11 protein-coding genes and 1 pseudogene are annotated in these 12,642 nt (G+C 70.2%); 3 read left to right on the top strand and 9 right to left on the bottom strand.

The window, feature by feature from the left end; translation table 11 throughout:
- A pseudogene (locus I9P22_RS11895) lies at positions 1-251 on the bottom strand (hypothetical protein); the annotation flags it as partial.
- Between the two features lie 44 nt (positions 252-295).
- A complete protein-coding gene (locus I9P22_RS11890) occupies positions 296-787 on the bottom strand; it encodes an RNA polymerase sigma factor (protein WP_199259695.1) in 492 nt (163 codons plus the stop codon).
- 93 nt (positions 788-880) lie between these two features.
- Here I9P22_RS11890 and I9P22_RS11885 point away from each other — a divergent pair, with 93 nt between their 5' ends.
- Positions 881-2,176, top strand: a complete 1,296-nt coding sequence (locus I9P22_RS11885) for a S8 family serine peptidase (protein ID WP_199259694.1) — start codon at positions 881-883, stop codon at positions 2,174-2,176.
- 58 nt (positions 2,177-2,234) lie between these two features.
- On the opposite strand, the gene I9P22_RS11880 is transcribed toward I9P22_RS11885, so the two are convergent.
- The 6 genes from I9P22_RS11880 to I9P22_RS11855 form a co-directional block, all read right to left on the bottom strand.
- Entirely contained in the window at positions 2,235-3,200 is a 966-nt protein-coding gene (locus I9P22_RS11880; RefSeq protein ID WP_199259693.1) for a Bug family tripartite tricarboxylate transporter substrate binding protein, read from the bottom strand.
- Positions 3,201-3,231: 31 nt separating this feature from the next.
- Positions 3,232-4,740, bottom strand: coding sequence for a tripartite tricarboxylate transporter permease (locus I9P22_RS11875; RefSeq protein WP_199259692.1), 1,509 nt, complete (start codon positions 4,738-4,740; stop codon positions 3,232-3,234).
- A gap of 7 nt (positions 4,741-4,747) precedes the next feature.
- Positions 4,748-5,212: a tripartite tricarboxylate transporter TctB family protein gene (locus I9P22_RS11870; RefSeq protein ID WP_199259691.1), complete on the bottom strand. Its 465-nt coding sequence runs from the start codon at positions 5,210-5,212 to the stop codon at positions 4,748-4,750.
- Positions 5,213-5,270: 58 nt separating this feature from the next.
- Positions 5,271-6,257, bottom strand: coding sequence for a tripartite tricarboxylate transporter substrate-binding protein (locus I9P22_RS11865; protein WP_199259690.1), 987 nt, complete (start codon positions 6,255-6,257; stop codon positions 5,271-5,273).
- Between the two features lie 206 nt (positions 6,258-6,463).
- Positions 6,464-7,810 carry a sigma-54-dependent transcriptional regulator gene (locus I9P22_RS11860; protein ID WP_199259689.1) on the bottom strand — a complete coding sequence of 449 codons (1,347 nt, stop codon included), beginning with the start codon at positions 7,808-7,810 and terminating at the stop codon, positions 6,464-6,466.
- Positions 7,807-9,654: a sensor histidine kinase gene (locus I9P22_RS11855; RefSeq protein ID WP_199259688.1), complete on the bottom strand. Its 1,848-nt coding sequence runs from the start codon at positions 9,652-9,654 to the stop codon at positions 7,807-7,809. Before I9P22_RS11855 ends, I9P22_RS11860 begins: the two co-directional genes overlap by 4 nt.
- A 128-nt stretch (positions 9,655-9,782) precedes the next feature.
- Between I9P22_RS11855 and I9P22_RS11850 the strand changes: the two genes are divergently transcribed.
- Entirely contained in the window at positions 9,783-11,243 is a 1,461-nt protein-coding gene (locus I9P22_RS11850) for an aldehyde dehydrogenase family protein (protein WP_233253348.1), read from the top strand.
- A gap of 20 nt (positions 11,244-11,263) precedes the next feature.
- Here the strand turns inward: I9P22_RS11850 and I9P22_RS11845 are convergent, their stop codons facing one another.
- Positions 11,264-11,779 (bottom strand): rhodanese-like domain-containing protein, encoded by a 516-nt coding sequence (locus I9P22_RS11845; protein WP_199259687.1) that lies wholly within the window; start codon positions 11,777-11,779, stop codon positions 11,264-11,266.
- 175 nt (positions 11,780-11,954) lie between these two features.
- On the opposite strand from I9P22_RS11845, the gene pedF reads away from it, so the two are divergent.
- Complete coding sequence (gene pedF, locus I9P22_RS11840) at positions 11,955-12,641, top strand: cytochrome c-550 PedF (protein ID WP_199259686.1); 687 nt, start codon at positions 11,955-11,957, stop codon at positions 12,639-12,641.
- The last annotated feature ends 1 nt before the right edge of the window (position 12,642 follow it).

Here is a 12,642-nt window from a genome sequence, read left to right as displayed (position 1 = left end):
GGCGTGGCGGCGGTGGGCTTCGCGGCGGCGGCGCGGATCATCGCGGCCAGCGGATCCTCAGTCCCTGCCGCCGCCCCTGCCCCGCCGCCCCGGCCGCGCAGTCCCGCCAGCAGGCGGCGGGTCTCCTCGAAGCGGTGCAGGCGGGCCTGCAGCTCGGGATCTGCGGCGACCGCGCGGCGCACCGCCTCGGTCCGGCCGGGGTCCAGTTCACCATCGGCCAGCGCCATCAGGGTTTCGTCGTCGATCTGCATGGGCCCATCCCCTTCGCGGTCTTTCCCGGAATACGCGCCGGCCGTCATCTTATTCCCAACCTTTCCGCCAGCGCGAGCCGCGCCCGCGACAGCCGGCTCATCACCGTGCCCATGGGAATGTCGAGAATGCGCGCGGTCTCGGCATAGCTCATCTCCTCGACGCAGACGAGATGCAGGATCTCGCGCTGCTCGGCAGGCAGTTCGGCCATGGCGGCCTCGACGCTGTGCAGCATCAGCCGCGCTTCCAGCGCCGGACCGGGATCGGTCGGCAGCGCCTCGGGCATGTCGTGGATATCCACCTGCACCCCGGCGCTGCGCTGGCGCCGGGTCTGGTCGATGAAGGCGTTGCGCATGATGCGGAACAGCCAGGGCTCCAGCCGCTGCGTGGCGTCGAAGCCGGCGGCATGGGCGATGGCGCGCTCGACGGTGATCTGGACCAGATCGTCGGCCTGGTCCGGGCGCCGGGTCAGCGACAGCGCATAGCGCCGCAGGTTCGGCAAGAGCGCGATCAGGGCTTCGCTGAAAGCCGCATCCATGGAACCTCCACGACGGATGAAGTTGACGACTGGCGGGAATAATAGAATCTGCCTGACGTAGAATGTCCAGAAACGCTCTGGAAGGAGAATGCCATGCCGACCCGCCTGCTCGTGTTCCTGATCGTCGCCCTGGCCGTGCTGACCGCCGACCTGCGTCCCGAGGCGCCGGGCTGGGCTGGCTCGGCCGCCTGGGCGGATGACGATGATGACGGGGGCAGCGACGACGATGACGATGATGACGACGATGCTCCGCGCCGGCGTCGCCCGGCCCCGCAGGCCCGCGTCGCGCCGCTGCCGCTGCGTGCCCCGAACGAGGTGATCGCGCAGGGCCTGGCGCCGCAGGACCTGCAGGCGCTGCAGGCCGAGGGCTTCCGGGTGCTGCGCGAGACCCGGCTTGCCGCGGGCACGCCGCTGGTGCGGCTGCGCAAGCCCGATGCGATGACCATGGATGCGGCGCGCGACCGGGTGCGGGCCATCGGCTCGGCCGATGCCGCGGATTTCAACCATTTCTACCGCCCGGGCAATGCGCCGGTGCCGGCGGCCGAGTGCCGGGGCGCCGATTGCCCGGCCCGGCAGATGATCGCCTGGCCGGCGCGGACCTCGGGCTGCGGCAATCCGCCGCGGATCGGCATGGTCGATACCGGGCTGAACCCCGGCCATGACGTGCTGAAGGATTCGCGGATCACGGTGCACCGCATCGAGGCCGGCAAGGGCGTCGCCCCCTCGGACCGGCTGCACGGCACGGCGGTCGCGGCGCTGCTGGTGGGCCGGGCCGACAGCCGCACGCCCGGGCTGGTGCCGCAGGCCGAGCTGATCGCCGTCGATGCCTTCCACAAGCAGCGCCAGGACGAGCGCGCCGATGCCTTCGCCCTGGTCGAGGCACTGGACCACCTGGCGGCGCAGGACGTCGATATCGTGAACCTGTCGCTGGCGGGTCCGCCGAACCAGGCACTGGCGCGGCAGATCCGCCAGATGGACCGGCAGGGCATCGTGCTGGTCGCGGCGGCCGGCAATGGCGGTCCGGCGGCGCGGCCGGCCTATCCGGCGGCCTATGACCCGGTGATCGCGGTGACGGCGGTGGACCGCCGGGCACAGGTCTATCGCCGGGCCAGCCGCGGCGGCCATATCGACCTGGCGGCGCCGGGGGTGGATGTCTGGACCGCCGCCTCGATCAGCGGGGCGCGGACCAAGACCGGGACTTCGTTCGCGGCGCCCTTCGTCACCGCCGCCGCCGCGCTGCTGCTGCAGGCCGAGCCCGGGCTGGCGCCGGCCGAGGTGCGGCGCCGGCTGCAGGCCTCGGCGCAGGATCTGGGCAAGGCCGGGCCGGACGAGGTCTTCGGCCACGGGCTGGTCCGTCCCGCCGATCCCTGCGCCGTGCCCAGGCCCTGAGCGGCCGACCGCCGCGGGGCCGGGCAGAGCGCCCGCCCGGCCCTCAAGGCGTCAGGCGTCAGTCCAGGCTGACATTGGCGTCCTTCACCACCGGCTCCCATTTCGCCATCTCGGCCTTGACATGCTCGGCCAGTTCCTCGGGGGTCGAGGCGACGATGCTGGCCGAGAACTCCTTCATCCGCTCGGCCACGGCCGGGTCGGCCATGGCGGCGACGGCGGCCTTGTTCAGCGCGGCGATGGCCTCGGGCGGGGTGCCGGCCGGGGCGAAGAGTGCGTTCCAGCTATAGGTCTCGTAGCCCGGCAGGGTCTCGGCGATGGCCGGGACGTCGGGGAAGCTGGGCGCGCGCTCGGTCGTGGTCACGCCCAGGGCGCGCAGCTTGCCGCTGGCGATATGGCTTGAGGCCGAAGGCAGGTTGTCGAAGATGATCGGCACCTGGTTGCCCAGCACGTCGGTCAGCGCCGGGCCCGAGCCCTTGTAGGGGATATGGGTGATGTCCACGCCGGCCATGGACTTGAACAGCTCGCCCGACAGGTGCAGCGGCGTGCCGTTGCCGGAGGAGGCATAGGCAAGCGGCTCCTTCTTGGCCAGGTCGATCAGCTCCTGGACGCTGTTCACCGGCAGCTCGGGGTTCACCGCCAGCACGTTCGGCACCAGCACCAGAAGCGAGACCGGGGCGAAATCAGCCACCGGATCATAGGGCTTCTGCTTCAGGATCAGCGGGTTCAGCGCATGGGTGGCGACCGTGGCCATCAGGATCGTGTAGCCGTCCGGCTCGGCCTTGGCGACCTGCTGCGCGCCAAGGCTGCCGCCGGCGCCGCCGACATTCTGCACGACCACCTGCTGGCCCAGCTGCTGGCTCATCTTCTCGGCCACGATGCGGCCGACCACGTCGGTCGAGCCGCCGGCCGAGAAGGGGATGACCAGGGTGATCGCCCGCTCGGGGAATTCGGCGGCGGCGGTCCCGGCCAGGCCAAGCGCCATGGCGGCGCCCAGAAGCAGGCGGCGGGTGATGGATGGTGTCATGGATTTCCTCCCAGATGGTTTGACGGATGGCTCATGCGTCGCTTTCGGTGAAGACCTCGTCGCGGCGCTTGCGGATCTGCGGCATGAAGACCAGCACCAGCACCCCGACCGCGATCAGCAGCAGCACCAGGCTGATCGGGCGGGTGAAGAAGGTGGCGGGATCGCCCCGCGACAGGATCATGGCGCGGCGCAGGTTCTCCTCGAGCAGCGGGCCGAGGACGAAGCCCAGAAGCAGCGGCGCCGGCTCGCAGCGCAGCTTGGACATGACATAGCCCAAGAGCCCGAAGAAGGCGACGGCGAACAGGTCGTAGGTGTTCGAATTGACCGAATAGACCCCGATCGAGCACATCGCCATGATGATCGGGAACAGGACGTAATAGGGCACGGTCAGCAACCTGACCCACAGTCCGATCAACGGCAGGTTCAGGACCACCAGCATCAGGTTGCCGATCCACATGCTGGCGATGATGCCCCAGAACAGCTGCGGCTGTTCGCTGACCACGTTCGGCCCCGGCACGATGCCCTGGATGATCATCGCGCCGATCATCAGCGCCATGACGGGGTTCGCCGGGATGCCCAGCGTCAGCAGCGGGATGAAGCTGGTCTGCGCCCCGGCATTGTTGGCCGACTCCGGCCCGGCGACGCCGGCCAGCGCCCCCTTGCCGAATTCCTCGGGATGGTCCGACAGCTTCTTTTCCACCGTATAGGAGGCGAAGGAAGCCAGGATCGCCCCGCCACCCGGCAGGATGCCAAGCACCGAGCCGACGCCGGTGCCGCGCAGCACCGGGCCGATCATCTGCTTCAGCTCGGCGCCGGTCGGGAACAGGCGGTTGATGTTCTTCGTCATCACCTCGCGGTCATGCTCGTCCTCGAGATTGCGCAGGATCTCGGCGATGCCGAAGACGCCGACGGCCACCGCGACGAAGTTCAGCCCGTCGGCATAGTTGGTGATGCCCAGGGTGAAGCGCGGCGTGCCGGTATAGATGTCGGTGCCGACCATGCCCAGCAGCAGGCCCAGCACCACCATGGCCAGCGCCTTCAGCACCGAGCCATGCGCCAGCGCCACCGACATGACCAGCCCCAGCACCATCAGGCTGAAATACTCGGCCGCGCCGAATTTCAGCGCCACCGTGGTCAGCGGCGGCGCGAAGATGGCGACCAGGAAGGTCGCGACCGAGCCGGCGAAGAACGACCCCAGCGCCGCCACCGACAGCGCCGTGCCGGCCCGGCCCTTGCGCGCCATCTGGTAGCCGTCGATGGCGGTCACCGCCGACGAGCTTTCGCCGGGCATGTTGATCAGGATGGCGGTGGTCGAGCCACCGTATTGCGCGCCGTAATAGATCCCCGCCAGCATGATCAGCGAGCTGACCGGCTCGAGCTGGAAGGTGATCGGCAGCAGCATGGCGATGGTCGCGGTCGAGCCGATGCCGGGCAGCACGCCGATCAGCGTGCCCAGGATCACCCCGATCAGGCAGAAGGCCAGGTTCGCCAGCGACGAGGCGACCGAGAAGCCCATGGCGAGATTGCCGAGCAGATCCATGGCGGCCTCACATTCCCAGCCAGGGGCCGAAGCGCCGGAACGGCAGCCCCAGGCCATAGCTGAAGATCAGGGTGGACAGGATGGTGACCCCACCCGCCAGCACCAGCGCCGCCAGCGGCCGCATCCGCAGCGAGGCCTGCGAGGCGATCAGCGTGGTCACGAACAGCGCCGGCACGAAGCCCAGGCCGCGCACGGTCAGGCCGAAGAAGATCGGCGCGGGCAGGATGAACAGGATGCCGCGCCAGGCGACGGCGCCGAAGGGCTCGTCATCCTCGCGGCCGAAGGCGCGCAGCAGGATGATCGCCCCCAGCAGCATCAGCAGCGCCGACAGCACCATCGGGAAATAGCCCGGCCCCATGCGCAGCGAGCTGCCGATCTCGAGTCCCATGGTCTGCCAGCCGAAAAATCCCGCCGCCGCCATCAGCAGCAGGCCGGCCGCGATGTCGGTCTTGTCCTTGGGTTTGGTGGACATGTGGTTTCCCCCCCGCTTGAAGCTGCCCCGCCGCCATCGCGGCGGCAGGGCGGCGGCATCAGTCGGCATAGACGCCGGCAGCCTCGATCACCGGCTTCCAGCGCGCGATCTCGGCCTCCAGCTTGGCCTTCAGCGCCGCGGGCGTCGCCTCCTCGGCCGAGGAGGGCGTGGTGCCCAGATCGGCCATGGCCTTGATCACGCCCTCGTCGGCCAGCGCCAGCTGCAGCGCCTTCGACAGCCGCTCGTTGATCTCGGCGGGCGTGCCCTTCGGCGTGTAGATGCCGTGCCAGATGCCGAATTCCAGCGTCTCGAGCCCGCTTTCCTTGGCGGTCGGCAGATCCGGGAACAGCGCCAGCCGTTCGGGCGAGGTCACGGCATAGGCCTTGATCGTGCCGCCCTTGATCTGCTGGGTGGTATTGGTGGTCTGGTCGCACATCACGTCGACCTGCCCGCCCAGCAGGTCGGTCATCGCCGGGCCGGTGCCCTTGTAGGGCACCGTCACCAGCGGCGTGTCCAGCGCCTGCATCAGCAGCATGCCGCACAGGTGGCTGGCGGCGCCGATTCCGGCATTGGCCAGCGTCAGGCTCTCGCCATGCGTCCTGACATAGTCCAGGAAGCCCGCGAAATCCGTGGGCTCGAAATCCTTGCGGGCGACGACGACCATCGGCACCTCGGTGACCAGGCCGACATATTCGAAGGCCTGCAGCGGATCATAGGCCAGGTTGCGGTAAAGCGTGGCCGAGGTCGCCATGCCGATATGGTGCAGCAGCAGCGTATAGCCGTCCGGCTCGGCCTTGGCGACCTGGCCCGCGCCCAGCGTGCCGCCGGCGCCGCCGACGTTCTCGACCACGATCTGCTGGCCCAGATCGGCCGACATCTTCTCGGCCACCAGCCGCGCCACCGTATCGGTGGGCCCGCCGGCCGAGAAGGGCACGACCATGGTGATCTGCCGGCTGGGATAATCCTGCGCATGGGCAACGGTGGTGGCAGCGGTGGTGAATGTCAGCGCCGCGGCAAGCGCGGCCGCAAGCTTCGGATGAGCCATCTTTCCCTCCCTGGTTCATGGACCTTGGGCCGCGCGCTCCCCGATGCGCGGCCGACGGCATCAGGTTGGGCGCGCGCAAGGGTTTCAGACAAATGCAAATGCGCCGGACCGGCACGGATTCGGCGCCGGACGGCAGAAAATGGGTGGAAAAGGTGACAATGGCGGCAAAGGATGGGCGGAAATCCACCCAGATCGGCATTGCCGGATCACGAATCCTCGTCCGCCGCCTCGACGATCAGCCGTCGGTCCAGCCCGTATTTCTGCATCTTCTCGTAGAGAGTCTTGCGCGAGATCCCCAGCGTCTCGTAGACGGCGCGCAGCCGCCCGCCATGGGCGGCAATGGCACCGGCGATCAGGCTGCGCTCGAACGCCGCCACCCGGTCGGCCAGCCGCGCGCCCTGCGCCGGGCCGATCTCGGCGCCCCCTTCCAGCCCCAGCACGAAACGCTCGGCCAGGTTGCGCAATTCGCGCACGTTGCCCGGCCATTCCCGCGCCGCCAGGCCGGACAGGAAGGCCGGCGGCGCCTCGCGCTCGGGGATGTTGTGCCGCGCGGCGGATTCGCGCAGCAGCTGCAGGAACAGCAGGGGAATGTCCTCGCGCCGGGCCGAGAGCGGCGGGACATGCAGCACCGCCACGTTCAGCCGCCAGTAGAGATCCTCGCGGAAGGCGCCGCGCGCCACCAGATCGGCCAGCTCGACCTTGCTGACGGCGATGAAGCGCACGTCCAGCGGCACCGGGTCGTTCGAGCCCAGCCGGGTGATCACCCGTTCCTGCAGCACCCGCAAGAGCTTGGCCTGCAGTTCCAGCGGCATCGAGCCGATCTCGTCCAGAAGCACCGTGCCGCCGCGGGCGTGCTCGAACTTGCCGTAGCGCGGGCGCAGGGCGCCGGGAAAGGCCCCGGCCTCGTGGCCGAAGAGCTCGCTTTCGATCAGCGCCTCGGGAAGGGCGGCACAGTTGATGGCGATGAAGGGCCGGCCGGCGCGGGGCGAGATGTCGTGCAGGGCGCGGGCCACCACCTCCTTGCCGGCGCCGGTCGGGCCGATGATCAGCGCATCGGCATCCGAGGCGCCGATGGCCCGCAGCCGATAGCGCAGATCGACCATGACCTGGGTGCGGCCTGGCAACCGCACCTCGACATCGTCGCGCTTGCCGGCGACGGCGCGCAGGCGGCGGTTTTCCAGCACCAGGGCGCGATGGTCGATGGCGCGGCGGATGACGGTGGCCAGCTCCTGCACCACGAAGGGCTTCTCGATGAAGTCATAGGCGCCGCCGCGGATCGCCTCGACCGCCAGCGGCACCTCGGCATGGCCGGTGACCAGGATCACCGGGATGTCGGGATCGACCTCGCCCAGCCGGCCCAGCAGGGTCATGCCGTCCATGCCGGGCATGCGGATGTCGCTGACCACCGCGCCGGCGAAGCCCGGCCCGGCCAGCGCCAGCGCCTCCTCGCCCGAGGCCAGCGGCTCGACCGCGAAACCGGCCAGCTCCAGCGCCTGCGCGGTCGAGCTGCGCATCTGTTCGTCGTCATCGACCAGCAGCACGCGGGCGGTCATGCGGCCTCTCCTCGCGCGTCGGTGGCGGCGGGCAGGACCACGCGAAACTCGGCGCCCGGCCCGGCATCCCGCACCGAGATCTCGCCACCGAAATCGCGCACGATATTGGCGGTGATCGACAGGCCCAGCCCCAGGCCTGCGCCCATGCCCTTGGTGGTGAAGAACGGATCGAAGATCCGCGCTGCGATCGTCTCGGGCACGCCCGGGCCGCGGTCGCGCAGGCCGATGGTGACGCGCCCGCCCTCGGCCCGGGCGGACAGCGTGATGCGGCGGTCCTGCGCGCCCTCGACGGCGTCAGCGGCATTGGTGATCAGGTTCACCAGCACCTGCTGCAGTCGCGTCGGCCCGGCGCGCAGCGGCGGCAGGTCGGCGGGGATGTCGCATTCCAGCACCGCGCCGCTGGCCGCCAGCCGGGTGCCGACGATGGTCCGCGTCTCGCGCAGCAGCGGCGCCAGCGCCACCGCGCCCAGCTTGTCGCCGGGCTTGCGCGCCGCCTGCCGCAGGTGCTTGCCGATGGCGGCCATGCGGTCCACCAGCGCCAGGATCTCGGCGATGTTGTCGCGGGCGCGGGCGTAGTCGCCGCGCTCGATCAGGATGGCGGCGCTGTCGGCATAGTTGCGTGCCGCCGCCAGCGGCTGGTTGATCTCGTGGCTCAGCGAGGCCGACATCTGCCCCAGCGCCGCCAGCTTGCCGACCTGCACCAGGCTGGTCTGGGCGGCGCGCAGCTCGACCTCGGTGGCGCGGCGCTCGGCGATCTCCTGCTCCAGCTGGCTGTTCACGCGCGCCAGGTCGGCGGTGCGCTCGACCACGCGGCGCTCCAGCTCGGCGGTGGCGGCCAGGCGCTCGGCGATGCGGGCGCGGCGCTGGCGCAGCATTAGCGCCCCGAACAGCGCCGCCGACAGCAGCAGCACCAGGCTCAGCACCATCAGCCGCGCCTCGGCCCGCAACGCGGCGCTGTCCAGCAGCACATGCACCGTCCAGCCGGCATCGGCCATGGTCTGCGAGGCGGCGATGTAGTCCCGCACCCCCGCCGCCGGATCGGCCAGCGAGGCAGGCAGGCGCAGCAGCTCGACCCCGCCGCCGTCCAGCCGCTGCAGCGGAAACTCGGCCAGCGGCGTTTCGGCATAGCGGCGCGAGGCCGCGGTCCGCGCCAGCCGGTCGGCGGTCAGCGGATAAAGGCTGTGATACAGCCAGCTCGGCTCGGAGGACAGGAAGGCGGTGCCGTCCGGGTCCGTCACCAGCACGCGATATTCGCTGCCGCGCCAGCCGGCCTCGATGCGGTCCACGCCGATCTTGACCGCCACCACGGCGATGATCCCGCCCGCCGCGTCCCGCACCGGGGCCGAGAAGAAATAGCCCCTGACCCCCGAGGTGGTGCCCACGCCGTAGAACCGCGCCGGCCGGCCCCGCATGGCGTCGATGAAATAGGGCCGATAGCTGAAGTTCTGCCCGACGAAGCTGAGCTCCTGCTGGTAGTTCGAGGCGGCGATGGTCTCGCCGTCCGGCAGGATCAGGTAGATGTCCGAGGCACGCAGCGCCGCGTTCTGCGCCGCCAGCCAGCGGTTGGTGGCATCGCGCAGCGCCCTGTCGCCGGGATCGGCGGCCAGCTGCCGGATCAGGTCCAGGTTGCCGATCAGCTGCGGCATCACCTCGTAGCGCGCCAGGTCGGCGTCCAGCGCGTTGACCGTCAGCCGCAGCGCCGTTTCCGCCCGCGCATAGCCCTGGGCCAGCGAATGCCGGTGCGCCAGCACGCTGCCCGCCCAGACGATCAGGGCAATGGCGGCGGCGGCCAGCGCCGAAAGCGCCAGCCTGCGCGGGGCCCAGGTGTTTCTCTGCATCCTCATGGGCGAAATCTGACAGCAAGCGGGCCACCGTGCAACGGGCCTCGGGGCGTGCGCGCTCTTGCGCATCGGCCGCGAAAAGGCTGTCCTGCAGCCACCGGCAGGACGGAGGCGAGAGGCGGAGGCGAGACATGGCACTGACTGACGTGATGACGCTGGACACGACCCGGATCTTCGTCGGCGGGGCATGGCTGGCCCCGGCCGGCGAGGATACGATCCCGGTCGAGGATCCCTCGACCGGGCAGGTGATCGGCGCCATCGGCCGCGGCACCCCGGGCGATGTCGACGCGGCCGTCGCCGCGGCGCAGGCGGCGATGGAGGGGGAATGGGGCCGGATGCCCGCCGTCGAGCGCGGCCGCCTGCTGATGCGCATGTCGCGGATCGTGCAGGAACGGGCGGCGGAACTGGCGATGATCGAGACGCTGGACGTCGGCAAGCCGCTGCACCAGTCGCGCAACGATTCGCGCGCGCTTGCCCGCTATTTCGAGTTCTATGCCGGCGCGGCCGACATGCTGATGGGCACGACGATCCCCTATCAGCCGGGCTTCACCGTCTACACCCTGCGCGAGCCGCACGGCGTCTGCGGCATCGTCATTCCCTGGAACTATCCGATGCAGATCCTGGGCCGCGGCCTGGGGGCGGCGCTGGCGGCGGGCAATGCAGTGGTGGTGAAGCCGGCCGAGGACGCCTCGCTCTCGACGCTCGCCATCGCGCAGATCGCGGCCGAGGCCGGGCTGCCGCCGGGAGTGCTGAACGTGGTGACGGGCCATGGCGCCGAGGCCGGGGCGGCGCTGGCCGGGCACCCGGGCATCCAGCACCTGTCCTTCACCGGCTCGGTCGGCACCGGTGTGGCGATCCAGACGGCGGCGGCCAGGAACGTGGTCCCGGTCACGCTGGAGCTGGGCGGCAAGTCGCCGCATGTGGTTTTCGACGACGCGGATCTTGAACAGGCGATGCCGGTGCTGGTCGGGGCCTGCATGCAGAACGCCGGCCAGACCTGCTCGGCCGCCTCGCGGGTGCTGGTGCAGCGCGGCATCTATGACGAGGTGCGGCAGCGCATGGTGGAGATCTATCGCGGGCTGTTGGCCGGGCCGGCGATCGGCTCGCATGACCTGGGCCCGCTGGTCTCGGCGAAGCAGAAGCGGATCGTCTCGGGCTTCATCGACCGCGGCAAGGCCGAGCTGACCCTGGCGGCCGAGGGCAGGCTGCATCCCGATGCCGCGCCGGGCGGGCATTTCGTGCTGCCGACGCTGTTTTCCGAGGTCGATCCCGGCCATGCGCTGGCCCAGCAGGAGATCTTCGGCCCCGTGCAGGTGCTGATCCCCTTCCAGGACGAGGCCGAGGCGATCCGCATCGCCAACGGTACCGAATACGGGCTGGTCGCCGGCATCTGGACCCGCGACGGCGCGCGCCAGCTGCGGCTGGCGCGCAAGATCCGTAGCGGCCAGGTCTTCGTGAACAATTACGGTGCCGGCGGCGGCATCGAGCTGCCCTTCGGCGGGGTCGGCAAATCCGGCCATGGCCGCGAGAAGGGTTTCGAGGCGCTCTACGGCTTCACCCGTCTCAAGACCGTGACCGTCGCGCATGGCTGACCCCCGCCGGGCGGCGGCGGTCAGCGCGACCAGCTGCCGCGATTCGGCTCGGGCCGGATCTCGACCAGCGGCAGGCCGGCATCCGCCCAGGCATCGACCCCGCCGGGGAACCAGCCCAGGTTGACATAGCCGCGCCCGGCGATGCGCCTGGCGGCGTTCCAGCTGAGCCAGCAATCCGACTTGCAGAACAGGATCAGCCCCGCCTTGCGGTCGCCGCCGGTGATCCGCTCCAGGCTCGCATCCAGATAATCGCTCTGCCATGGCTCCAGCCGGCCCCAGCCGACCACCGGCAGCCAATGCGCGCCGGGGATCGAGCGGTGCCGCTCGGGCAGGATCCATGCGCCGTCGGCGCCGATCTCGAAGACCCGGGCGCCCATCACGTCGACCGGGATCCAGCCCTGGCCGATCAGCGCCCGCACCTGCGCAAGGTCGAGCGTCCTCGCCCCCGGCACCGCTTCGGGAACCGGGGCGCGATAGCCGTCCAGGCGATAGCCGCTTTCGTCGAACAGCGCCGGCTGCTCGGCCGCGACGGCCAAGGGGAAAACCCCCGCCAGAAGCAGGAGAAATGCCCCGATTCCGGGGCGGGACCGCAGGCTCCGGGCCCTGCGGAGGGTGCGCAATACGACCATGGCACAATTTACCCTTTCTCGATCTCAAGGAAATTTGACCAGGACGCAACGCACATCGGATACGCGCGAAGGACTTTGGAACATGACCCGCAGGATAAGCAAGACCTTTCCTCTTGCCGTCTCACTCGCCCTCTGGGCACCGATGGCGCTTGGCCATGGCGACACCGCCCCGCAGGCGGTCGACACCGCCGCCCTGCCCGAACTTCCGGCCGAGATGGCCAGCGAAAACCCCTGGCGCGAGGCGGACAGCGCAGTGCTGTTCAAGGCCGTCGAGATCGGCGCCAAGGGCTTCAACAGCAATTGCGCGCGCTGCCACGGGCTCGAGGCGATCTCGGGCGGGCTGGCACCGGACCTGCGCTTCCTCGAGGCCAGCGCCTTCGGCGACGAATGGTATCTGGACCGCATCCTGCACGGCTATGAACAGAACGGTGCGGTCAAGATGCCGCCCTTCGAGGGCATCCTGAACCAGCAGGCGATCTGGGCGATCCGCACCTATATCGAGACCCGCCCCGATGCCGACGCACTGGCGGAGAAAAGCACCGAGATCGCGGCGCTTTACGACAAGGTCAAGGCGCTGCCGCTCGATGCCGGGGCCGATCAGGCCCAGGCGCTGGCCGCCGAGCTGGAAAGCGCCGGCAGCGGCTTCGAGGCGCTTTCGGGCGCGCCGCGCGCCGTGACCGTGCTGGACCAGGCGGCGCACATGCTGCGCAGCGGCGCCTCGCATGCGCCGGCGGCGGCCGAGCTGATCCATGGCGTGCTGAGGAACTAGG

It is taken from the genome of Paracoccus binzhouensis (genome assembly GCF_016446475.1).
In the GTDB taxonomy this organism is placed as follows: domain Bacteria; phylum Pseudomonadota; class Alphaproteobacteria; order Rhodobacterales; family Rhodobacteraceae; genus Paracoccus; species Paracoccus binzhouensis.
Note: the sequence above shows the minus strand (reverse complement) of the source record. Positions and strands in the feature narration are given on the sequence as shown.